General features: G+C 62.6%; 25 protein-coding genes and 1 tRNA gene. 16 read left to right on the forward strand and 10 right to left on the reverse strand.

Annotated elements, in window-relative coordinates; translation table 11 throughout:
- The first annotated feature begins 54 nt into the window (after positions 1-54).
- Both DFS21_RS21780 and DFS21_RS21785 read left to right on the forward strand, forming a co-directional pair.
- Complete coding sequence (locus tag DFS21_RS21780; protein ID WP_178082050.1) at positions 55-546, forward strand: GNAT family N-acetyltransferase; 492 nt, start codon at positions 55-57, stop codon at positions 544-546.
- Positions 547-593: 47 nt separating this feature from the next.
- A complete protein-coding gene (locus tag DFS21_RS21785) occupies positions 594-947 on the forward strand; it encodes an SH3 domain-containing protein (RefSeq protein ID WP_023631242.1) in 354 nt (117 codons plus the stop codon).
- Here the strand turns inward: DFS21_RS21785 and DFS21_RS21790 are convergent, their stop codons facing one another.
- A complete protein-coding gene (locus tag DFS21_RS21790) occupies positions 948-1,508 on the reverse strand; it encodes a cysteine hydrolase family protein (RefSeq protein WP_111533096.1) in 561 nt (186 codons plus the stop codon).
- 611 nt (positions 1,509-2,119) lie between these two features.
- Between DFS21_RS21790 and DFS21_RS21795 the strand changes: the two genes are divergently transcribed.
- Complete coding sequence (locus tag DFS21_RS21795; protein WP_031315428.1) at positions 2,120-2,311, forward strand: hypothetical protein; 192 nt, start codon at positions 2,120-2,122, stop codon at positions 2,309-2,311.
- A 127-nt stretch (positions 2,312-2,438) separates the two neighbouring features.
- On the opposite strand, the gene DFS21_RS21800 is transcribed toward DFS21_RS21795, so the two are convergent.
- Entirely contained in the window at positions 2,439-3,350 is a 912-nt protein-coding gene (locus DFS21_RS21800) for a LysR family transcriptional regulator (RefSeq protein ID WP_110698287.1), read from the reverse strand.
- A 101-nt stretch (positions 3,351-3,451) separates the two neighbouring features.
- Between DFS21_RS21800 and DFS21_RS21805 the strand changes: the two genes are divergently transcribed.
- Positions 3,452-4,213 (forward strand): TSUP family transporter, encoded by a 762-nt coding sequence (locus DFS21_RS21805; RefSeq protein ID WP_110698285.1) that lies wholly within the window; start codon positions 3,452-3,454, stop codon positions 4,211-4,213.
- 1 nt (position 4,214) lies between these two features.
- Here DFS21_RS21805 and DFS21_RS21810 read toward each other — a convergent pair whose 3' ends face one another.
- The 5 genes from DFS21_RS21810 to lpxO form a co-directional block, all read right to left on the reverse strand.
- The gene (locus DFS21_RS21810) at positions 4,215-5,633 is read right to left on the reverse strand and encodes a GGDEF domain-containing protein (protein WP_110698283.1); all 1,419 of its coding nucleotides are present in this window, start codon (positions 5,631-5,633) and stop codon (positions 4,215-4,217) included.
- A gap of 115 nt (positions 5,634-5,748) precedes the next feature.
- Positions 5,749-7,578 carry an SLC13 family permease gene (locus DFS21_RS21815; RefSeq protein WP_110698281.1) on the reverse strand — a complete coding sequence of 610 codons (1,830 nt, stop codon included), beginning with the start codon at positions 7,576-7,578 and terminating at the stop codon, positions 5,749-5,751.
- Between the two features lie 154 nt (positions 7,579-7,732).
- Positions 7,733-8,302 carry a GNAT family N-acetyltransferase gene (locus tag DFS21_RS21820; protein ID WP_110698279.1) on the reverse strand — a complete coding sequence of 190 codons (570 nt, stop codon included), beginning with the start codon at positions 8,300-8,302 and terminating at the stop codon, positions 7,733-7,735.
- A 78-nt stretch (positions 8,303-8,380) separates the two neighbouring features.
- Positions 8,381-8,725, reverse strand: coding sequence for a carboxymuconolactone decarboxylase family protein (locus tag DFS21_RS21825; RefSeq protein ID WP_046856072.1), 345 nt, complete (start codon positions 8,723-8,725; stop codon positions 8,381-8,383).
- Between the two features lie 139 nt (positions 8,726-8,864).
- On the reverse strand, positions 8,865-9,764 hold the full coding sequence (gene lpxO, locus DFS21_RS21830) for a lipid A hydroxylase LpxO (protein WP_110698277.1): 900 nt from the start codon (positions 9,762-9,764) through the stop codon (positions 8,865-8,867).
- A gap of 216 nt (positions 9,765-9,980) precedes the next feature.
- Between lpxO and thpR the strand changes: the two genes are divergently transcribed.
- Positions 9,981-10,526 carry an RNA 2',3'-cyclic phosphodiesterase gene (gene thpR, locus DFS21_RS21835; RefSeq protein WP_111533097.1) on the forward strand — a complete coding sequence of 182 codons (546 nt, stop codon included), beginning with the start codon at positions 9,981-9,983 and terminating at the stop codon, positions 10,524-10,526.
- Here thpR and DFS21_RS21840 read toward each other — a convergent pair.
- The 3 genes from DFS21_RS21840 to DFS21_RS21850 form a co-directional block, all read right to left on the reverse strand.
- Positions 10,490-11,917 (reverse strand): ATP-binding cassette domain-containing protein, encoded by a 1,428-nt coding sequence (locus tag DFS21_RS21840; RefSeq protein ID WP_110698273.1) that lies wholly within the window; start codon positions 11,915-11,917, stop codon positions 10,490-10,492. The two genes, thpR and DFS21_RS21840, sit on opposite strands and share 37 nt — an antisense overlap.
- A gap of 124 nt (positions 11,918-12,041) precedes the next feature.
- Complete coding sequence (locus DFS21_RS21845; RefSeq protein WP_007956027.1) at positions 12,042-12,254, reverse strand: cold-shock protein; 213 nt, start codon at positions 12,252-12,254, stop codon at positions 12,042-12,044.
- A gap of 163 nt (positions 12,255-12,417) precedes the next feature.
- Positions 12,418-12,720: a hypothetical protein gene (locus tag DFS21_RS21850; RefSeq protein WP_046856070.1), complete on the reverse strand. Its 303-nt coding sequence runs from the start codon at positions 12,718-12,720 to the stop codon at positions 12,418-12,420.
- A 336-nt stretch (positions 12,721-13,056) separates the two neighbouring features.
- Between DFS21_RS21850 and thrS the strand changes: the two genes are divergently transcribed.
- From thrS to DFS21_RS21905, 11 genes are all read left to right on the forward strand, one after another.
- Positions 13,057-14,979 (forward strand): threonine--tRNA ligase, encoded by a 1,923-nt coding sequence (gene thrS, locus DFS21_RS21855; RefSeq protein ID WP_046856069.1) that lies wholly within the window; start codon positions 13,057-13,059, stop codon positions 14,977-14,979.
- Positions 14,979-15,530 carry a translation initiation factor IF-3 gene (gene infC / locus DFS21_RS21860; RefSeq protein ID WP_172670897.1) on the forward strand — a complete coding sequence of 184 codons (552 nt, stop codon included), beginning with the start codon at positions 14,979-14,981 and terminating at the stop codon, positions 15,528-15,530. The genes thrS and infC overlap by 1 nt, the downstream gene beginning before the upstream one ends.
- Before the next feature lie 63 nt (positions 15,531-15,593).
- Entirely contained in the window at positions 15,594-15,788 is a 195-nt protein-coding gene (rpmI, locus tag DFS21_RS21865) for a 50S ribosomal protein L35 (RefSeq protein WP_003250667.1), read from the forward strand.
- A gap of 27 nt (positions 15,789-15,815) precedes the next feature.
- Positions 15,816-16,172, forward strand: a complete 357-nt coding sequence (gene rplT, locus DFS21_RS21870; protein ID WP_003250671.1) for a 50S ribosomal protein L20 — start codon at positions 15,816-15,818, stop codon at positions 16,170-16,172.
- 111 nt (positions 16,173-16,283) lie between these two features.
- A complete protein-coding gene (gene pheS / locus DFS21_RS21875; RefSeq protein WP_023629191.1) occupies positions 16,284-17,300 on the forward strand; it encodes a phenylalanine--tRNA ligase subunit alpha in 1,017 nt (338 codons plus the stop codon).
- A 31-nt stretch (positions 17,301-17,331) separates the two neighbouring features.
- Positions 17,332-19,713 carry a phenylalanine--tRNA ligase subunit beta gene (gene pheT / locus DFS21_RS21880; protein ID WP_111533098.1) on the forward strand — a complete coding sequence of 794 codons (2,382 nt, stop codon included), beginning with the start codon at positions 17,332-17,334 and terminating at the stop codon, positions 19,711-19,713.
- A gap of 4 nt (positions 19,714-19,717) precedes the next feature.
- Entirely contained in the window at positions 19,718-20,020 is a 303-nt protein-coding gene (gene ihfA, locus DFS21_RS21885) for an integration host factor subunit alpha (protein ID WP_009394049.1), read from the forward strand.
- Positions 20,001-20,357 carry a MerR family transcriptional regulator gene (locus DFS21_RS21890; protein ID WP_023629031.1) on the forward strand — a complete coding sequence of 119 codons (357 nt, stop codon included), beginning with the start codon at positions 20,001-20,003 and terminating at the stop codon, positions 20,355-20,357. Before ihfA ends, DFS21_RS21890 begins: the two co-directional genes overlap by 20 nt.
- A gap of 99 nt (positions 20,358-20,456) precedes the next feature.
- Positions 20,457-20,533 (forward strand) — tRNA-Pro (locus DFS21_RS21895).
- Between the two features lie 212 nt (positions 20,534-20,745).
- Positions 20,746-21,153 carry a very short patch repair endonuclease gene (locus DFS21_RS21900; RefSeq protein ID WP_111533099.1) on the forward strand — a complete coding sequence of 136 codons (408 nt, stop codon included), beginning with the start codon at positions 20,746-20,748 and terminating at the stop codon, positions 21,151-21,153.
- Between the two features lie 37 nt (positions 21,154-21,190).
- On the forward strand, positions 21,191-22,570 hold the full coding sequence (locus tag DFS21_RS21905; protein ID WP_111533100.1) for a DNA cytosine methyltransferase: 1,380 nt from the start codon (positions 21,191-21,193) through the stop codon (positions 22,568-22,570).
- Positions 22,571-22,580: the final 10 nt, after the last annotated feature.

The raw sequence follows: 22,580 nt of genomic DNA on the forward strand, positions 1-22,580 counted from the left end.
GCGGCGACTTCCGTTAGGATGTCGCCCCTGTTTCCCGCTATCCGGATTCCGCCCATGAGCACACCGACATTCCGCCAGGCCACCTCCAGCGATGTGGACCGCTGCTACCAGATCGAGACCAGCGCCTATGAAGGCGACGAAGCCGCCACCCGGGAAAAGATCGCCACGCGCATCGTCCAGTACCCGGAGGGCTTTCTCGTGCTGGAAGCCGAGGGCCAGGTGATCGGCTTCATCAACAGCGGTTGCGCCGACCAGGTGGTGATGTCGGATGAGGCTTTCAAGGAACTGGTCGGGCATGACCCGCAGGCGCCCAATGTGGTGATCATGTCGGTGGTGCTCGACCCCGCGTACCAGGGCCAGGGCCATGCCAGCCGGTTGATGGCGCGCTTCGTCGCGCAGATGCGCGAGCGCGGCAAGGCCACCATCCACCTGATGTGCAAGGAGCGCCATGTCGGGTTGTACGAGAAGATGGGCTACGCCTATGTACGCCCGTCGGCTTCCGATCATGGCGGCATGGCCTGGCATGAAATGGTCATGGTGCTGTAGAGGCCCTTCGACTAGCATCGACGCTTTTCGCAGCCAGGGAGAGGCCTGTGAAGTACGTCGTGATCGAGACACACCGCAGTGAGTATCCTGCGCCCATCACCTTCGCCCGTGGCACGCTGCTGGAGATCGGCCAGCGCTACGAGGGCGACGAGCAGTGGGAGGACTGGTACCTGTGCAGTTGCCAGGGCCAGGCAGCAGGGTGGGTGCCTGCCCAGTTCATCGAACGGCTGGGCGTGGGCCGGGGCAGGGCGCTGGAAGCCTATTCGGCCCATGAATTGGACGTCGACCCCGGCCAGCAGCTCGATAGCCTGCGCCCCTTGAATGGCTGGGCCTGGTGTCGCCGGGTGAGCAATGGCGAGCTCGGCTGGGTGCCGCTGGCCAAGCTGCGCGCGCTGGCGTGATCAGCGTGCGGCCAGCACCGCCGCACTGTGCAGAACGCTCGCATAGTCCATGGCCAGGTTGCTCAGGGCCAGGGCATGGACATCCTCCGCCGGCCACAGCCGGCCTTGCAGATCATGCTGGTCGAAGGTGTAGCAGGCGTCGCCCACCACCACCGTTGCGAACCCCAGGTTGCCCGCCGAGCGTGCGCTCGACTCCACCGAGTTGTTGGTGATCACGCCGGTGATGACCAGTTGCTGGATGCCGCGCTGGTGCAGCCAGTGTTCCAGGCCGCTGTTGCAGAAAGCGTCGGGCAGGTGTTTTTCAAACACGGCCTCGTTCCCCTGCGGGGTGAAGGCGGGCTGGAACTCGCAGCCGGGCTGACCTGGCCGGAACACCGAATCCGGATCGCGGGAGATATGGCGCACGTGCACCACCGGGCGCGTGCTCGCGCGCCAAAAGGCGAGCAGTTCGCTGATGCGCTGTTCGGCTTCGGGGTTGTTGCGACGGCCCAGGCGAGGGTGGTTGATGCCGTTCTGCATGTCGATGATCAGCAGCGCGGCGTTGCTGGCGAGCGCGGTCATTTGCGGTGGTTCTCCTTGTCTGGACTTCGGACCGTAGCATAGGTGTGTTGCCTGCGCGGATGTATCGCGGGGCAAGCCCGCTCCCACGCCGACCGCTTTGACCTCACGTTGGGCACTCGTGGGAGCGAGCTTGCACCGCGATGGTCGATTACCATCTGATCTGCTTTTTTTCCACGAACCTGAATCTGTAACCGTATCAGCCGCTGCCGGACAATACGCCCAGGCCCAGCCTTCCAATCCGGTGTGCGCTGGGCAGGCTGTCTCGCTGCACTTTCGCAGCGGCCAGCCCCGCCGTTACGACAACACACTGTAGAGGTTCCGATGGGCAAGCTCGCGCTGTTTCTGGGTGGTTTTCTGCTGCTGACTATCATGATTGGCCTGCTGGGCACCATTCCGCCAAGCTGAGCCGCCTCTTTTTGCTGTTCCGGCCCGTCTGGCGCAATGGCGGGCCAGACCCTTTCCCCAGGCCTCCCCGGCCTTAGGCCGCAGTCGTCTAGACAAGCGGTAGCTGCAAGTCGTTCTCAAGTGCAAGTCGCTCGTGTAATCTCCCGCCCCCAATCAAAGGGCCCGGGCACACGGGCCATTCACTTGCCTTGGAGACAATACACACTATGGAATGCAAGAAAGGCACTGCAGCGATGCTGGAGTGGCGCGGTCGTTTTCTCGGCGAGGGCATCCTCCACGAAGAGGACTACGATCAGGCACTGCGCCGTGCCGAAGAGTTGGAGCGTTCCGGTGTGATCAGCGCAAGCGAATGGATCGAGTTGGTCAAGCTGGCCAACGTGGCCTTGCTGCGTTTGTAATTTTTCCTTCAAGCCTTGCGGAAACTGTCCACAAAAATCGTGGGTAGGTCTGTGGATAAAACGCTACAGGCCAGTATTGGCAAGCACTCTGTTAGATTGAGCAGAAATTGAGCAGCCCTGTTCAGGGCTATTCCCACAGGCGCGGACGGGCATCGCGCAGGGCCTGCAGCAGCTCGCGAGCCCGTGCCGGCAGGTCGCCGGCGGGGTACACGGCATGCATCTGCGGGTCGTGCCCGGTGCTGGATGTCAGGTGAAAATCGGGGCAGACCCGCACCAACCGTCCGGCTCGCACCTCCGGTTCCCCCAGCCAATCGGCCAGCCGCGCGATGCCGGCGCCCGCCAGGGTGGTTTGCAGCACTGCCACCCCTGAGCCCAGGCGCAGCCGCGGCCGTGGGCGCAGGCTGGAGATGCGCCCATCCTTGCTGAAATGCCAGGCCTTGAGGATGCGCGGCGCGGTGTGCAGGATCAGCGCATGCCGTTCCAGGTCTTCCAGCCCTTGGGGCGTGCCGGCCTGGGCCAGGTACTCAGGACTGGCGTACAGGTGGCGGCGGTAACGCCATAGCGGGTAGCCGATCAGTTCGCTGGATTGCGGGAAGGCTCCGCGGATCACGAAGTCCAGCTTGCCTTGCAGCGGATCCAGAGCCTGATCGCTGTACTGCACGTCGAGGGTGACATGAGGGTGGCGACGAGAGAACTCGGCCAGCACTCCCGGCAATATCTGCTGGGCCAGTACCTCGGGCGCGGCCAGGCGGATCCAGCCCTTGGCGTTGCCGGTCAGCGCGGCCAACTCGTCGGCGGCATCTCGTTGCACATCCAGCAAGCGTTCGGCGTGAGGCAGCAGACGCTCGCCGGCCTCAGTCAATGACACGGCGCTGGCGCTGCGGTTGAACAGCTTGGCGCCGCTGTTGTCCTCCAGCGCCTGCACCGCACGAGTTACTGCGCTGGGCGAGCGGCCCAGGGCACGGGCGGCGCTGACAAAGCTGCGCTTGTGCGCAACGCTGACGAACGCTTGTATTTCACGCAGCATGTCTAGGGCCATGGCGGGACTCCTCGTTGCAGTTTTTGCAATATGGCATTTCAACACAAGCGCGGCGCTTTGATTAGTCTGGCAGCCTGTTTTGTCCCGCCTGGACCTTCAAGATGATGGATATTGCCCTGCTTTCGCTGTTTGCCTTCGCCGCTGGCCTGATCGACGCTGCCGTCGGTGGCGGCGGGCTGATCCAGATCCCCGCGCTGTTCAACGTGCTGCCCAACGCCCAGCCGGCGGCACTGCTGGGCAGCAACAAGCTGGCCTCGGTGTGCGGTACCACGTTCGCGGCGCGTTCGTTCATCCGCAAGGTCAAGCTGGACTGGGGGTTGATCGTGCCAGCGGCGCTGAGCGCCTTCGTGATGTCGTTCCTCGGCGCGGCCACCGTATCCTTGGTGCCGGCGAGCGTGATGCGCCCGATGGTGCTGGCGCTGATCGTGCTGATGGCCATCTACACCTTCTGCAAGAAGGATTTCGGCACCCTGCACAAACCCATGGCCATCGGCCGCAAGGAACAGTGCCTGGCGGTGCTGATCGGTGGCGCCATCGGCTTCTATGACGGGCTGTTCGGGCCGGGCACCGGCAGTTTCCTGATCTTCCTGTTCATCCGCTTCTTCGCCCTGGATTTCCTGCATGCCTCGGCCTCGGCGAAGCTGGTCAACATCGCCACCAACCTGGCCGCGCTGGTGTTCTTCATCCCGTCGGGCAATGTGCTGTGGGCCATTGCGCTGCCGATGGCGCTGTTCAATGTCCTTGGCGCGCTGACCGGCACCTGGCTAGCGGTGCGCAAGGGCGCCGGGTTCGTGCGGGGGCTGTTCCTGGTGCTGCTGTGCGTGCTGATCGCCAAGCTGAGCTGGGACCTGCTGGCCGGTTGACTCACACCACCTGGCGCTGCCCATCGGCTTGTTCGACACGGTTACGGCCCTGGGCCTTGGCCCGGTAGAGCGCCTGGTCGGCGCTGGCCAGCAACTCGTCGAGGCTGGGTGCCGGGGTGTCGGCAGCGCAGCCGCTCACACCGATGCTCACGGTGATCCGCAGCGGCTGCCCGGGCTGCGCGATGTGCTGGTCCTGCACCGCCCGGCGCAGGCGCTCTGCGGTGAACCTGGCCAACTCAGGCGCCAGCCCCGGCACGACGATGACGAACTCCTCGCCGCCCAGGCGGGCGAACAGCTCACCGTCGTGCAACTGGTCTTGCAGGGTCGTGGCGAACTGGCGCAGCACCTGGTCGCCGACAGCGTGGCCATGCTGGTCGTTGATGGTCTTGAAGTGATCGATGTCGAGCATCATCAAGGTCAGCGGCGCTTGCTGGCGGTTGTCGAGCAGGGCGTGGGCGCGGCGGATGAAGGCGCTGCGGCTGAGGGCGCCGGTCAGGTGGTCGATGGTCGCCTGGTGCGCGAGGCGCGCCATCAGGCTGCGGTTGGCGCTGCTGACGCAGGCCAGCACCAGCGGGCCGAGCACCAGCATGGCGATGCCCAGGCGCGCCGACATCAAGGTGGTGACCCCCGACTCGCTCTGCGGGATGTTGAAGTGCATGAGGTTCTGCGCCACGGCGACGATCAACGTGCTGCCCGCGGTAAGGGCCAGCAGCGAGACGAGGAAGGGCGAATAGCTGAGCGCGCACCACAGCAGCGCGGCAATCGGGAAGGCGATGGCGCCGGGCCCGCCGAAGACGATACTGACGCTCAGCGAGGCCAGCAGCACCAGCAACGGCGCCAGGCGCACCGTTTGCCCGGTACTGCCGGGGCGGGTCAGGGCCCTGGGCGATGGCGCGGTGAGCAGCACTGGAAGGACCAGCACGCTGGTGGAGAACTGTTCGCTGAACCAAGCCAGCCAGGTGGCGCGCAGCGATTGCTCGAACCACGGCGCGGCCATCACGCAAGCCAGGCTTGCGGCGACCACCGCACCGACGGCGCAGGCACCGAACAGGCACAGGGTGCCGTGCGGGGTGCGCAGGCGACGATGCACGCGCGGCAGCCGAGCCATCAGGTACCAGATGGTGGCGATGGCGCCGAGGTTGCACAGGTTGAACCACAGGGCCGGGCGCCAGGCGCTGCCGCAGGCCAGGTCGGCAGCGACCATGGCCAGGTAGATCAGGACGAAGCCAGCGGGGGTGGCCTGGCGCGGGTTGCGCAGCAGCACGCCGGCGAGCACCGCGTTCACAGGCCAGAACAGCGACAGTGATTCGATCGGGCGGGCGAGGATGCCGCCCAGGGTCAGCGCCAGGGTCAAGCCGAACAGGATCAGCGGGGGCAGCAGGCGCGACGGGACTGGAGACACCATGAGCTCGACCGGCAAGCGAAGACAGAATCCAGGAAAACGGCTGTAGGCACCTGGGACGATGTCGTGTCAGTGTCTTTCAACTGGTCAATTGATGTCAATTCGCCGCGATCGGCCCGGATCGTGCCGACGACTACAGCCCGAACACCCACGGCACCATCAGCACGGTCACCAGCATCACCAGCAGGGTGAACGGCACGCCAACCTTGACGAAGTCGGCGAAGCGGTACTGGCCGGGCCCCAGCACCAGGGTGTTGACCGGCGACGACACCGGCGTCATGAACGCCGCCGACGCCGCCAGGGCCACGGTCATGGCGAACGGGTAGGGCGACATGCCCAGCTGCTGCGCGGTGCTCACCGCCACCGGGGCCATCAGCACCGCGGTGGCGGTATTGGAGATGAACAGCCCGATCAGCGCCGTCACCGCGAACAGGCAGGCGAGGATCACGCTGAGCCCGGCGCCGCCGAGCGCACCGACCAGCGCACCGACGGCCAGGTCGATGCCACCGGTCTTCTGCAGGGCCAGGGCAAAGGGCAGCATGCCGACGATCAGCACCAGGCTCTGCCAGTGGATGGCGCGGTAGGCGCTGTTCATGTCGATGCAGCGCCCGGCGCCCATCAGCAGGCAGCCGATCAGCGCCGCGATGACGTTGGGCACCAGGCCGCTGACCATCAGCCCGACCATTACCCCTAGGCTGATCAGCGCATAGGGCGCCCGGGCGCGCGCCGGCGCGACCTGGTCGATTTCCGCCGGCAGGCTCAGCACCAGGAAGTCGCGCGGCTTGCCCTGCAACTGGCGCACTGCCTTCCACGGGCCGACCACCAGCAGGGTGTCGCCCAGGCGCAGCTTTTCTTCCACCAGTTGCCCTTCGATGGCTTGCTGGTCACGGCGCAGGCCGACCACGTTGAGGTCGTAGCGGGTACGGAAGGTCAGTTCGAGGATGCTCTTGCCGATCAGTTGCGAGCCGGGCGGCAGCGAGACCTCCGCCATGCCCAGCTCCTGGGATTGGTCGATGAAGTAGGCGGCCTTGAAGTGCAGGGGCTCGAGCAGCATGGTCTGGCACAGGCTGCGCAGGTCGTCGCGGTTGGCGAACAGGTCCAGCAACAGCACGTCGCCCTGCTGCAGCAAGGTGCCGGAGTCGGCGCTGATCACGCGGGTGGTGAACTTGTGCTGGCGCTCGATGCCGATCACGTTGGCGCCGTGGCGGGTGCGCAGCTCCAGCTCGCCGAGAGTGTGGCCGATCAGCGGCGAATGCGGGCGGATGCGCAGGCGTCGTTCGCGACCGTTGAGCTTGTAGTCCAGCACCAGGTCGAGCAGGGTGCGGCGGCTTTCGACCCGGCCGTCCTTGCGCACCTCGCCGTTGAGCCAGTGGCGGGTCAGCAGCATGTAGCCGATCCCGAGCACCAGCACCACCAGGCCGAAAGGGGTGAAGCTGAAAAAGCCGAAGCCGCTCTCGCCGTGGCGCACCAGCTCGCTGTGCACCACCACGTTCGGCGGTGTCGCCACCAGGCTCAGCATGCCACTGATCAGGCCGGCGAAGCTCAGCGGCATCATCAGCCGGCTGGGCGAAAGCTGCTGGCGCGCGGCAATGCTCAGCACCACCGGGATGAAGATCGCCACCACGCCGGTGGAACTCATCACCGAACCCAGGCCGGCCACGGCCACCATCAGCAGCGCCAGCAGGCGCGCCTCGCTGTTGCCTGCGCGCTCGCTCATCCACTCGCCGATGCGGTAGGCGATGCCGGTGCGCACCAGCCCTTCGCCGATCACGAACAGGGCTGCGATCAGCACCACGTTGGGGTCGCTGAAGCCGGCCATGGCCTGCTCCACGGTGAGGATGCCCGACAGCGGCAGGGCGACGATCACCAGCAGGGCGACCACGTCCATGCGCGGGCGGTTGAGGATGAACAGGGTGACGACGACGGCCAGCAGGCCAAGGACCCAGAGCAGCTCATGGTTCATGGGGAGGGGGTGTTCCTTCACACAGGCACGAAAGGCAATGGTCCTAGTGTGGCAGCTTGACGCGACCGCGTCGTTGACGTGCTGCAGTGTTTTGCCGGGTGATGACGCGGCCAGGGGTTGGGGCGGGCCGCTCGGCGACCCGTTGGAGCAGCCGCTAGCGACCGCGTCGCCGCGACACCCGCGCCTCGATGTTCTTGCGCCCGATCAACAGCGGCGGTTTCTCCACAACCGGCTCGTCGGCCAGCCACTTGTACATCACCAGGCAGTCGACCAGGCCGAGTTCAGCATGGCGGTAGGCCTTGGACAGGCGGCCGACGGTCTCGAAGCCGAGCTTGTGCCACAGCGCCACGGCCACTTCGTTGGTCGCCACCACCGAATTGAACTGCAGGGCCAGGAAGCCTTCCTGGCGGGCGAGCTTCTGCGAATGCTCGCACATCAGCCTGGCCACGCCACGGCCACGGGCGTTTTCGCACACCATGTAGCCGCAGTTGCCCACGTGCGCTCCGGGCCCGGCGGCATTGGCCTTGAGGAAGTAGGAACCGAGCAGTTCGCCGTCTGCCTCGGCCACCAGGGTGCGCAACGGGTTCTCCAGCCACAGCGTACGGGCCTGGTCGATATTCAGGGCGGGGTCGAAGGCGTAGGTCTGGCGAGCCTGGACAATGGCGTGGAAGGTCGGCCAGAAGCGCTCGAAGTCTTCCGGGGTCATGGGGCGAATCTGGATCATGGCGGCTCCTGCACGGGCTGAGCCGCCAAGTCTGGGTGTCAGGGCGTCGTCGCGCAAGGGCGGCGACGCCTTGGTGTGTCAGGCGCCGGCCTTGCCCACCGCGTCCAGGGCCCGGGCCGAGTAGACCAGTGCCGCACCGGCGTTCATCGCCACCGCCACGCCCAGGGCCTCGGCGATCTCCTCGCGGGTGGCGCCATGCTTGACCGCCTGCTGCGAATGCACGGCGATGCAGCCGTCGCAGCGGGTGGTGACGGCCACGGCCAGGGAGATCAGCTCGCGGGTCTTGGCGTCCAGGTGGTTGGTCTTGGCCCCGGCGCCACTGGCGGTCATGTAGCCGGCCACGGTATCGGGGGAGAGTTGCTTGAGATCGCCGATGCCGGCCATCAACTGCTTACGGTAGGCGTCCCAGTCCATCATGCTCATCGTCTTCACCTTGTCAGGTTGGCAACAGGAGCTTTCAGGCTAGTCGAAGACGGGATGTGCAGCGGGGAAAACACTCGCGGGGCAAGCCCGCTCCCACTGTTGGCAGGAGCGGGTTTGCCCCGCGAGGTTGACCACCGGATCAGATGTAGATGAACACCAGCACCAGCGCCGCGACCACTGCCCACTTCTCCAGGTAGTAGCGGGTGCGGTTGCGCTTTTTCATGGCCTTGCCGCGTTCACGGATCTTGTAGATGCGCGTGAACAGGCGGTTGATGCCGCCGGTCTTGTCATTGGCATCGTTAGGCGCGGCAGCGGCGGCCATCACGTTGCGGCTGAACCAGCGGTTGAACGCAGCCGCCCAGCGGTACTTCAGTGGACGCTCGACGTCGCAGAACAGGATGATGCGGTTGTGCTCGGTGGTGTTGGCGGCGTAGTGGATGTAGGTTTCGTCGAACACCACGCCCTCACCGTCGCGCCAGGAGTACTTCTCGCCGTCCACGTCGATGTAGCAGCCATCGTCGTTGGGCGTGTCCAGGCCCAGGTGGTAGCGGTAGGAGCCGGCGTACGGGTCACGGTGGCGTACCAGCTTGGCGCCCGGTGGCAGGGTGGCGAACATCGCCGCCTTGACTGTGCCGATGCCGGCCAGCAGTTCGGTGGTACGCGGGCACAGGGTCATCGCCGAGGGGTGGCTCTCGCCGTACCACTTCAGGTAGAAGCGCTTCCAGCCGGTCTTGAAGAACGAGTTGAAGCCGACATCGTCATAGTTGTCGGACTTCTTGATCTCGCCGGCCTGCAGCAGTTGCTGGCCTTCCTTGCGGATCTCCTGCCAGTGGTCCTGCAGCACCTGCAGCTCAGGGAAGGCGCTGACCGGCAGGTAAGGCTTGGCCGGGTGCTTGGAGAACAGGTACAGGAAGGCGTTGACCGGGGCCAGGAAGCTGGAGTGGTCACCCAGCTGGCGGGTCAGCTTGTGACGAACCCGACCGCGCAGGTGAACATAGGCGATCGAGAGGACGAAGATCAGTACGAATGCAATTTTCATGGACGTTTACTTGTCGAAAAAATGGCCATGCGCCATGGCGTAAGCCCGCCAGCATAAACAATCGTGGCCAGGGTTTGTACTTATTGTTACGACAAAACGGCCCGACTTAGGTGGCATGGCCTACAGCTTGCGCAAACGATTCATCCGCATGAGTGGGTATTTCTGACGACCCGGCGTTTACAATCCGGTGGCCGTCCATCCAGCAAGGAACTCCCGATGATTCAGGACGCACGCCCCAATGGGGCCCCCTTCAAGCGGCTGTTCTTCGCCCTGTCGCTGGGCGACGAACAGCGCCGTGGCATCAGCCAGTGGCGGCGTGGTTTGGGCCTGCGCAGCGGCAAGCCGGTACCGAGCGAGAACTTCCATGTCACCTTGCTATTCCTGGGCGATGTCGATGCCGCCCAGGTGCCGGCGGTGTGCGCCGCAGTGGATGCACTGCGGCTTCCTGAAGCCAAGCTGCGCCTGGTCCTCGACCAGTTGCAGGTGTGGCCGCGGGCTTCGGCGTTGGTGCTGGCGCCTGCGCAGGCGCCGTTGGCCCTGCGCCAGCTGGTGTACGACTTGCATCAGGCGCTGCTGCCGCTGGGCATCGAGCCGTCGGTGCGTGAGTACCGGCCGCACCTGACCCTGTCCCGGGATTTTCGTGAGCCATTGCCGGAGGCGGGCGAGGCGCCGGCGTTCCACCTCATCGCCCGCCACTTCACCCTGTACGAGTCACGCAAGGGCCGCTACTGGCCTTTGGCCGAGTGGTCCCTGGCGCAGTGAAAGTGACGGTCGATGCCCAGGCCGTCGAGGAAGTCCTGGTCGTGGGAAATCACCAGCAGCGCGTTGGGGTAATCCACCAGCACTTCCAGCAGGTGGGTGCGCATGCGCAGGTCGAGGTTGTTGGTCGGCTCGTCGAGGATCAGTAGCTGCGGCGGCCGGGCGGCGATGCAGGCCAGGGACAGGCGCGCCTTCTCGCCGCCGGACAGGCCCGCCACCGGAGTCTGCACCGCATCGGCCTGGCGGAACAGGAAGTCCGCCAGGTGTGCGCGTAGCTGTTCCAGCGGCCAATCCCGCACTATTCGCCCCAGGGCTTCCTGCACATTGGCATCGGCGGGCAGGGTGTCGTAGTGCTGGTCGATGTAGCCGACCTGCTCGGGCGCCGGCAGCAGCCAGTCGCCACGGCGCCAGACCCGCGGGTCGCCGAGGATCGCCCGCGCCAGGGTGGACTTGCCGCTGCCGTTGTTGCCGGTCAGGGCCAGGCGTTCGCCGCCTTCCAGCTGCAGGTCGATGCCGCTGAGCACCGGCGCGTCGGCGTAGCCGACGCTGCCGCCACGCACCTGGATCAGCACCCGCGACGACTGGCCCATCGCCGGCAGGTGGAAGCGCGGCACGATCACCGGCTCCGGGCGCAGCTCGGCCAACTGCTCGCCGAGCTCGCGCTGCTGCTGCAGGATCTGCGCCTGCTTGCGCCCGGCGGTGGTGTTGCCGCGGCCCAGCTTGGTCGGCGAGCGCACGGTCGCCCACTTGCTGTTCTGGATCGCCTTGACCCCGCGCTTGCGGGCGCCGGCGGCGCGGGCCTGTTCCTGCATCAGCGAGTCGTGGGCGTCGTCGCGGGCGCGGCGCACCTCGGCGATGCGCTTGTCGAGCACGCCGCGCTGCAGGTCGCGCTCGGCCATGTAGTCGGCATGGCTGCCGTTGAACACATCCAGGCGCCCGTGGTGCACGTGCCAGAGCGTGTCACAGGTCTGGTTCATCAGCGCCACGTCGTGGGTCACCAGCACCAGGGTGCCGTGGAAATGCTCGAGCATGCGCGACAGCGAGCGGCGGTTGGCGGCGTCCAGGTGATTGGTCGGCTCGTCCAGCAGCAGCAAGTCGGGGCTCAGGGCCAGGGCTTGGCTCAATGCCTGGTTGACACGCTGGCCGCCACTGAGCGACGACTCGCCGTCCAGTACCTGGGCCACATGGCCGACACGCAAACCACCGTGGCGCTCGATGTGCCCCTCGCTGGGCGCCAGGCTGCCCTGCAGCAGGCGCAGCAGTGACGACTTGCCGCTGCCGTTGTCGCCGATGATGGCGATGCGTTGCCCCCATTCGATGCGCGCGTCGAGTTCGCTGAAGAGGTGTTTGCGGCCATGGTGCAAGCCCACGCCGTGTAGTTCGATCATTGCCATGGGATGGTGGCCCTCCTGGCCACTGTCGCGCTTGATCGGCAGCGCACATGGGCACAGCCTGCCTTGGCAAGCGCCCAATAAAAAACCCGCCACGAGGGCGGGTTTTTTTGCAGCTATCCGAAAATTACTCCGGACGAACCTGCGCAGCCTGCATGCCCTTCTGGCCTTTTTCGGCTACGAAGGAAACAGTTTGGCCTTCTTTCAGGCTTTTGAAACCGTCGGTTTCGATGGCCTTGAAGTGTACGAACAGGTCGTCGCCGCCGCCTTGAGGAGTGATGAAGCCGAAGCCTTTTTCATCGTTGAACCACTTGACGGTGCCGGTTTGGCGATTGGACATGGGGTGAATCTCCAGAAACATGATTTTTTATCGGGGTGCAGTGTCGCCTAAGCTTCAGTGGCACCGACGACACTATAGTCTAATTCTTCGCATCTAGCCCCTATTACCTTCGCAGGATGTTGATCCAGGGCAAAAGATGCGACGGATCGCCGGAAAATCCGGCCTATTTCGGCTTGCAGCTGGCCTGGACCACCTGCTGGGCCTTCTGCATCAGCTTGGCGTCTACGCCGTCCTGGCTGTCGAGGTCCTCGATCTCCTTGTCGTTGAAATTCTTCTTGATGGCTTGGGCACCACACTCGCAGTGCTTCTTGGCTGTCGCCGCATCCACGCCTTGGCCGCTCGCCACTTGTTGGCACTGCGCCATATAGGACGCTTCCTTGCCGGCGGGGAAATTGCCTGCGTTGGCAGCCAGGGGCAGCAGCAGGGCGCTCGCGGCGCAGGCAGCCAGAAGGGACTGAAGTCGCATAACCGGACACTCCTTGGTTAATGGTCTCATCAAGAGTAGGTTGCTTCAGAAAGTCTGATAGGAAATTTTCCGCAAGAGTTCACCGCCACGGCGTAAATTCCAAATATTTCTGCCGGCCGCTCTAGCCCCGTGCTAGCATGCCTCCCTTGCGCCACGCCCTGTGCGGGCGCATTTCTTTTTATACCTTCCAGTCACTCTGGTTCGTCCCTGGCAGGCCGAAAGGTCTCTGCCACTGTGAGGCAGGCTTTCCCGCGGGAAAGGCAGGGCGGATCTTGTACTGGCTCATCCCAACCCACGTGACCTTTGGTAGGGGTCACCACTAGGAGAGGAGGCGCCATGCCCGTTATTACTCTTCCCGATGGCAGTCAACGCACGTTCGACCAGCCGGTATCCGTAGCCGAAGTCGCCGCCTCGATCGGCGCAGGCCTGGCCAAGGCCACCCTGGCCGGCAAGGTCGACGGCAAGCTCGTCGATGCCTGCGACAAGATCGACCACGACGCCACCCTGCAGATCATCACCCCTAAAGATGAAGAGGGACTGGAGATCATCCGTCACTCGTGCGCCCACCTGATCGGCCACGCAGTGAAGCAGCTGTACCCGACCGCCCGCATGGTGATCGGCCCGGTGATCGACGAAGGCTTCTATTACGACATCGCCTACGAGCGTCCCTTCACCCCGGACGACCTCGCCGCCATCGAAAAGCGCATGCAGCAGCTGATCGACACGGACTACGACGTCGTCAAGAAGATGACCCCGCGCGCCGAAGTCATCGACGTGTTCACCCAGCGTGGCGAAGACTACAAGCTGCGCCTGGTCGAGGACATGCCGGATGAACAGGCCATGGGCCTGTACTACCACGAAGAATACGTCGACATGTGCCGTGGCCCGCACGTGCCGAACACTCGCTTCCTGAAAGCGTTCAAGCTGACCAAGCTGAGCGGCGCCTACTGGCGCGGCGATGCCAAGAACGAGCAGCTGCAACGCGTGTACGGCACCGCCTGGGCCGACAAGAAGCAGCTGGCCGCCTATATCCAGCGCATCGAAGAAGCCGAAAAGCGTGACCACCGCAAGATCGGCAAGCAGCTCGACCTGTTCCACCTGCAGGAAGAAGCCCCGGGCATGGTGTTCTGGCACGCCAACGGCTGGACCGTGTACCAGGTGCTCGAGCAGTACATGCGCCAGGTCCAGCGTGAAAACGGCTACCAGGAAATCAAGACCCCGCAGGTTGTCGACCGTATCCTCTGGGAGCGTTCCGGCCACTGGTCCAACTACGCCGAGAACATGTTCACCACTTCGTCGGAAAACCGCGACTACGCGGTAAAACCGATGAACTGCCCGTGCCACGTGCAGGTGTTCAACCAGGGCCTGAAGTCCTACCGCGACCTGCCGCTGCGCCTGGCCGAGTTCGGCGCCTGCCACCGCAACGAGCCGTCTGGCGCGCTGCACGGCATCATGCGCGTGCGCGGCTTCGTGCAGGACGACGCGCACATCTTCTGCACCGAAGAACAGGTGAAGAAGGAAGCCGCCGACTTCATCAAGCTGACCCTGGACGTGTACAAGGACTTCGGTTTCACCGACGTCGCCATGAAGCTGTCGACCCGTCCGGCCAAGCGCGTGGGCTCCGAAGAGCTGTGGGACCGTGCCGAAGGCGCACTGGCCGACGCCCTGAACGAGTCGGGCCTGGAGTGGGAATACCAGCCGGGCGAGGGCGCCTTCTACGGTCCGAAGATCGAGTTCACCCTGCGCGACTGCCTCGGCCGTAACTGGCAGTGCGGCACCCTGCAGTACGACCCGAACCTGCCCGAGCGCCTGGATGCCAGCTACATCGCCGAAGACAACAGCCGCGTGCGCCCGGTGATGCTGCACCGCGCCATCCTCGGTTCGTTCGAGCGCTTCATCGGCATGCTCATCGAGCACTACGCCGGCGTGTTCCCGGCCTGGCTCGCCCCGACCCAAGCCGTGATCATGAACATCACCGACAAACAGGCCGATTTCGCCCTCGAGGTGGAAAAAGCCCTGAACGGTAGCGGATTCCGTGCCAAGTCGGACTTGAGAAATGAGAAGATCGGCTTTAAAATCCGCGAGCATACGTTGCTGCGGGTCCCTTATCTTTTGGTTATAGGGGATCGCGAAGTCGAAACGCAAACCGTCGCTGTGCGCACCCGCGAAGGCGCAGACCTGGGCTCGATGCCCGTCGCGCAGTTCGCTGAGCTGCTGTCGCAAGCGGTTTCCCGGCGTGGTCGCCAAGAATCGGAGTAATGACTATTAAGCGTGAAATGAGAAACGATAAACGAACTGCACCGAAAGCCCCGATCAACGAGAATATCTCGGCACGCGAGGTTCGGTTAATTGGTGCTGACGGCGAGCAGATTGGCATCGTCTCGATTGATGAAGCGCTGCGTATCGCTGATGAAGCGAAGCTGGATCTGGTGGAAATCTCTGCAGACGCGGTACCGCCCGTCTGCAAGGTGATGGACTACGGCAAGCACCTCTTCGAGAAGAAGAAGCAGGCCAACGAAGCCAAGAAGAACCAGAAGCAGATCCAGATCAAAGAAATCAAGTTTCGTCCAGGGACGGAAGAAGGGGATTACCAGGTAAAACTACGCAACCTGGTACGTTTCCTTAGCGATGGGGACAAGGCCAAGATCTCTCTGAGATTCCGCGGCCGTGAGATGGCCCACCAGGAGCTGGGCATGGAGCTGTTGAAGCGGGTCGAAGCTGACCTCGTGGAATACGGCACCGTTGAGCAGCATCCGAAGATGGAAGGACGCCAGCTTATGATGGTCATCGCCCCCAAAAAGAAGAAGTAATCTCCCGGGCACGGCAGGCCTGATGATTATTGTGTAATTTTTATTCGAATGCGGAGTTCCAACATGCCAAAAATGAAAACCAAGAGCGGTGCTGCGAAGCGCTTCCTGAAGACGGCTTCCGGCTTCAAGCACAAGCACGCTTTCAAGAGCCACATCCTGACCAAAATGTCGACCAAGCGTAAGCGTCAACTGCGCGGTGCCAGCTTGCTGCACCCGTCTGACGTGGCAAAAGTCGAGCGCATGCTGCGCGTTCGTTAATTCTGGTTAAGATAGAGGAAGTTACTCATGGCTCGTGTTAAGCGCGGCGTTATCGCTCGTAAGCGTCACAAAAAAATTCTGAAACTGGCTAAAGGCTACTACGGTGCACGCTCGCGCGTATTCCGCGTTGCCAAGCAAGCGGTCATCAAGGCAGGCCAATACGCCTACCGCGACCGTCGCCAGAAGAAGCGTCAGTTCCGCGCACTGTGGATCGCTCGTATCAACGCCGGTGCCCGCACCAACGGTCTGTCGTACAGCCGTCTGATTGCTGGCCTGAAAAAAGCGTCGATCGAAATCGACCGCAAGGTTCTGGCTGATCTGGCAGTGAACGAAAAAGCGGCGTTTGCTGCGATTGTCGAGAAGGCTAAAGCCGTACTGGCTTAAGTACCCACGACAATCATCCGGCGGCGCCTGCGCCGTCGGGTGTAAAACGTCATCGGATAGGGGAAGAGCCTTCAAAAGCTCTTCCCCTATTTTCGTATCTGGAGTCTGTACATGGAAAACCTGGACGCGCTGGTCGCCCAAGCCCTCGAGGCCGTGGAACGCGCTGAAGACATCACTACCCTGGAACAGATCCGGGTCCAATATCTCGGCAAGAAAGGCGAGCTGACCCAGGTGATGAAGACCCTGGGCAACCTGCCAGCCGAAGAGCGCCCCAAGGTCGGCGCGCTGATCAACGACGCCAAGGAACGCGTCACCGACGTGCTCAACGCACGCAAGGCCGCCTTTGAAGAGGCCGAGCTGAACGCTCGCCTGGCCGCCGAATGCATCGACGTGACCCTGCCAGGCCGTGGCCAGACCACCGGCGGGCTGCACCCGATCACCCGTACTCTCGAGCGCATCGAGCAGTTCTTCACCCACATCGGCTACGGCATCGCCGAAGGCCCTGAGGTCGAAGACGACTACCACAACTTCGAAGCGCTCAACATCCCCGGCCACCACCCGGCCCGGGCGATGCACGACACCTTCTACTTCAACGCCAACATGCTGCTGCGCACCCACACCTCGCCGGTCCAGGTGCGTACCATGGAAAGCACCCAGCCGCCGATCCGCATCGTCTGCCCAGGCCGTGTGTACCGTTGCGACTCGGATATCACCCACTCGCCGATGTTCCACCAGGTCGAAGGCCTGCTGGTCGATCGCGGCATCAACTTCGCCGACCTCAAGGGCACCATCGAAGAGTTCCTGCGGGTGTTCTTCGAGAAAGAACTGGCCGTGCGCTTCCGCCCGTCGTTCTTCCCCTTCACCGAGCCGAGCGCCGAAGTCGACATCCAGTGCGTGATGTGTTCCGGCAAGGGCTGCCGCGTGTGCAAGCAGACCGGCTGGCTGGAAGTGATGGGCTGCGGCATGGTCCACCCGAACGTGCTGCGCATGTCCGGCATCGACCCGGAAGAGTACCAGGGCTTCGCCTTCGGCATGGGTGCCGAGCGCCTGGCCATGCTGCGCTATGGCGTCAACGATTTGCGTCTGTTCTTCGACAACGACCTGCGGTTCTTGGCTCAATTCCGCTAGGCCCAATCGACGCAACTTTCAGGAGAACAGCATGAAATTCAGTGAACAGTGGCTGCGCGGTTGGGTAAACCCGCAAGTCTCCCGTGACGAACTGGTCGCCCGCCTGTCCATGGCCGGCCTCGAAGTCGACAGCGTGACCCCCGCTGCCGGCCAGTTCAGCGGCATCGTGGTGGGCGAGATCCTCACCACCGAACAACACCCGGACGCCGACAAGCTGCGCGTGTGCCAGGTAAGCAACGGCGCAGAGACCTTCCAGGTGGTCTGCGGCGCCCCGAATGCCCGCCCAGGCATCAAGATCCCGTTCGCCATGATCGGCGCCGAACTGCCGGGCGACTTCAAGATCAAGAAGGCCAAGCTGCGCGGCGTCGAATCCTTCGGCATGCTCTGCTCGGCTTCCGAACTGCAGATCAGCGACGAGAACGACGGCCTGCTGGAACTGGCCGCCGACGCCCCGGTTGGCCAGGACATCCGTCAGTACCTGAACCTGGACGACGCCAGCATCGAGATCGGCCTGACCCCGAACCGCGGCGACTGCCTGTCCATCGCTGGCCTTGCCCGTGACGTCAGCGCCCTGTACGACGTGCCGGTCACCCGCCCCGTGGTGCCAGCCGTACCGGCTGCCCACGACGAAGTGCGCCCGGTCGAAGTCAGCGCCCCGGCCGCCTGCCCGCGCTACCTGGGCCGCGTGATCCGCAACGTCGACCTGAGCAAGCCGACCCCGCTGTGGATGGTCGAGCGCCTGCGCCGCAGCGACGTGCGCAGCATCGACGCCGCCGTCGACATCACCAACTACGTGATGCTCGAGCTCGGCCAGCCGATGCACGCCTTCGACCTCGCCGAAATCAACGGCGGTATCCGCGTGCGCATGGCCGAGGAGGGTGAGAAACTCGTCCTGCTGGACGGCCAGGAAGTTGCCCTGCGCGCCGATACCCTGGTGATCGCTGACCACACCCGCGCCCTGGCCATTGCCGGCGTGATGGGTGGCGAGCACAGCGGCGTCAACACCGAGAAGACCCGCGACCTGTTCCTCGAGAGCGCCTTCTTCGAGCCGATCTCTGTCGCCGGCAAGGCCCGTTCCTACGGCCTGCACACCGACGCCTCGCACCGCTACGAGCGCGGCGTGGATTCGCAACTGGCCCGTGAAGCCATGGAGCGCGCCACCGCCCTGGTGCTGGAGATCGTCGGCGGCGAAGCAGGCCCCGTAGTCGAAGCCGTGAGCGAGCAGCACCTGCCGAACATCGCGCCGATCACCCTGCGCGACGAACGCATCACCCAGATGCTCGGCATGCAAATGCAAGCCGCGCAGGTCGAGCAACTGCTCAACGCTTTGGAGCTGAACACCAGCGCCAATGGGGCAGGGGAGTGGACTGTCACCGTCCCAAGCCACCGCTTCGACGTCAGCCTGGAAGTCGACCTGATCGAAGAGCTGGCCCGCCTGTACGGCTATAACAACCTGCCGGTCCGTTACCCGCAGGCCCGCCTGGCCCCGCAAGCCCGCCCGGAAACCCGTGGCGAGCTGCCGAACCTGCGTCGCCTGCTGGTCGCCCGCGGCTACCAGGAAGCCATCACCTACAGCTTCATCGATCCGAAACTGTTCGAGCTGTTCACCCCAGGCGTCGAGCCGCTGCTGCTGGCCAACCCGATCTCCAACGACATGGCCGCCATGCGCGCCTCGTTGTGGCCGGGCCTGGTCAAGGCCATGCAGCACAACCTCAACCGCCAGCAAGACCGCGTGCGCCTGTTCGAAAGCGGCCTGCGCTTCGTCGGCCAGCTTGGTGACCTCAAGCAGCAACCGATGATCGCCGGCGTCGTCACCGGCAGCCGCCTGCCGGAAGGCTGGGCCAACGGCCGCGACAGCATCGACTTCTTCGACGTCAAAGCCGATGTGGAAGCCCTGCTGGGTTACTCCGGTGCCCTGAGCGACTTCACCTTCGCTGCCGGCAAACACCCGGCCCTGCACCCCGGCCAGACCGCCCGCATCGAGCGCGACGGCAAGGAAGTCGGCTACCTCGGCGCCATCCACCCCGAGCTGGCCAAGACCCTCGGCCTCGACCGCCCGGTGTTCGTCTTCGAGTTGGTGCTCGGCGATGTAGTCGAAGGCCGCCTGCCGAAGTTCAGCGAACTGTCCAAGTTCCCGGAAACCCGTCGTGACCTGGCTTTGATCGCAGGACGTGATGTAGCTTCTAGCTCGGTGCTTGAAGTAATTCGTGACAATGCGGGCGAATGGCTCACAGACCTCAGGCTGTTTGACGTCTACCAGGGTAAAGGCATTGATCCTGATAGAAAAAGCCTGGCCGTCGGCTTGACCTGGCAACATCCATCGCGCACTCTTAACGACGATGAGGTGAATGAAACCCTGCAAACCATCCTCACCTCGCTTGAACAAAGGTTGAACACCACGTTAAGGAAATAACGGCATGGGTGCTCTGACGAAAGCTGAGATGGCCGAAAGGCTGTACGAGGAGCTGGGGCTTAACAAGCGTGAGGCCAAGGAGCTGGTCGAGCTGTTTTTCGAAGAAATTCGGCACGCGCTTGAAGACAACGAGCAGGTCAAGTTGTCCGGTTTCGGCAACTTCGACCTTCGCGACAAACGCCAGCGGCCGGGCCGCAACCCTAAAACAGGGGAAGAGATCCCGATCACCGCGCGCCGCGTCGTCACCTTTCGTCCAGGGCAGAAGCTGAAAGCCCGGGTAGAGGCCTATGCTGGAACCAAGCCATAACGACGAGCTGCCCCCCATCCCGGGCAAACGCTACTTCACCATCGGTGAAGTCAGCGAGCTCTGTGCGGTAAAACCGCACGTGCTGCGCTACTGGGAGCAGGAATTCACGCAGCTCAACCCGGTGAAGCGCCGTGGCAACCGGCGGTATTATCAGCGCCAGGACGTGCTGATGATCCGCCAGATCCGCGCTTTGCTGTACGACCAGGGCTTTACCATTGGCGGGGCGCGGTTACGGCTCTCCAGTGATGAGGTCAAGGATGAGTCCAGCCAGTACAAGCAGCTGATTCGGCAGATGATTGCGGAGTTGGAGGATGTGTTGGTGGTTCTGAAGAAGTGACCTGGTTGGCGACGAGTGGAAATTTTTGAAAAAAAGCTTCCATTATTCAAAAGGTTAGGTTAAATTCTTCAACGTTCTCAGCGGTATCGAGAATGATGTCGGGGCGTAGCGCAGCCCGGTAGCGCACTTGCATGGGGTGCAAGGGGTCGAGTGTTCGAATCACTCCGTCCCGACCAAAATACTCCAAAGAATCCAGTCACTTAGCGGTGACTGGATTTTTTTATGCCAGCATTTTTGATCCAGGGCTGATTTGCAGTATTTCGGTTACCGATAGGGCACCGTTAGCGAGAATCTGGTTGTTGCCTCTGGGCCCTGGCATGATTCGTAACGGTTACAACCATTTGCCCTTTGCACCAGCACCAAGATGCCCCCCCTGTTAGAATGCCTCATGGACCGCATTTCCATAGAAGAGCGGAGCAGACAAATGTCGCTCGTTCGCTCCAAAGACACTAAGCCAGAGCTATTGGTGCGCAAGCTTCTGTTTTCTATGAGGTTTCGCTATCGCCTTCATGCTAAGGATCTTCCCGGTAAGCCTGACCTGGTGTTCCGTTCGCAGAAGAAAGCGATTTTCGTCCATGGCTGCTTTTGGCATCGGCACGCCAGCTGTAGCAAAGCGACGATGCCATCGAGCAGAACCGAATATTGGTTGCCAAAGTTTGCTAGAACCCTGGAGCGCGACCAGGAAAGCTTGGGGAAGCTCCATACGATGGGTTGGCAAGTCCTCATCGTGTGGGAGTGCCAGCTGAAAAATACGGACGTCCTTGCCGCTAGGCTAAGGGCGTTTCTGAATGATTGAAAAGGCCCGAGGCCTTCTTGGGATGAGACTGCATTAAATGAAATACACGCTTGCTGAGTTCTTTTGTGGTTGCGGGGGTACTTCTCGCGGCTTTACCCGCTCGGGTCGATTCAATGTTGTGCTGGGCAACGACGTGAAGGCCGAGGCGCTCAGAACCTTTGCCTACAATCACCGAAATGATGATGTTCCCCCCGTAACAATCCGAGAAGATATCCGCACGCTGGAAATTTCGCAGATTCATAATGCCATGAAGGAACGCGGGGTTCAGCCGGGTGACTTAGACTGCATGATTGGCGGCCCGCCTTGTCAAGGGTTCTCCCAAATGCGGCGAGTCGAACATCGAGAAAAGGGAAAAATCGTTAAATTCAGCGGATATAGCAAATTGGCCCATGACCCGCGTAACGATCTTGTCTTGCGCTACTTGGAGGTTGCGGAGGCGCTGCGTCCAAAATTTTTGGTCATAGAAAATGTTCCACAAATGCTGAACCACGGTTTTGAAGGTAGGCTTGGTAAACTCTCCGAAATCGTCATCGAAATGTTGGAAAAAGATCTAGGCTACAAAGTTGAGGTCGCTGTTTTGAATGCTGCCGATTATGGTGTTCCTCAGCTGCGCGAGCGTGCCATCTTCATCGCTAGTTCAATCGGCGCTGCATCGCTTCCTCCTGCGACACACGCTGATCCATCTAAACCACATTTATTGGCACAAGGCCGTTTACCGTGGGTAACGGTGGGTGATGCAATCCGTGATCTACCATCGCCCTCTGACAAAACAGATGAGTTCGGTGGCATGGGGTTGGAACTTTATGCGAGTGCTCCGAGCGCATATGCAGCGGCAATGCGTACTTCGACCGTGTTTCCTTACAATCATGTCACCCGTTCTTATAAGCAGGCGATACTAAACATCATCAGAAAAATGCGTCCTGGCCAAACATGGGATGCTGAGAGTAAGCGAATTCGTATTGACTATGAGGTCGCCATTACCAAATTTGCGAGTGAGCAAGGGATTTCTACCGTTGCTGCTCGAGAGGTGCTAGAGAAGTCCGGTCAGATCAATCCAGTCTTTTACAAAGATTATTACTGGAGCGCATACACTCGATTAGCGTGGGATGCACCGGCTTTAACCATTACGGCCAACGCAAATTTCCTTGGTTCTGGTCGGTTCTCTCACCCAGAAGAGCTTCGCGGTATCACTATGCGCGAGGCTGCCAGACTTCAGTCTTTCGATGATGATTTCCGCTTCATCACTTCTGACAACGAACACTTGGATAGCGCTCGCATGGGGGTAGGTATGGACATGATCGGCGAGGCTGTTCCGCCAGGGTTGGCGCAAGCTATCGCCCAACACTTGGCAGCTCAGCTCGACGCACATCGTGCGGGGTCTCGACAGCAAGTACAAGAAAAAGTCGTTTACGCCTAGAAGGATTCTA

The sequence above is a fragment of the Pseudomonas sp. 2848 genome, from assembly GCF_003253945.1.
In the GTDB taxonomy this organism is placed as follows: Bacteria; Pseudomonadota; Gammaproteobacteria; order Pseudomonadales; family Pseudomonadaceae; genus Aquipseudomonas.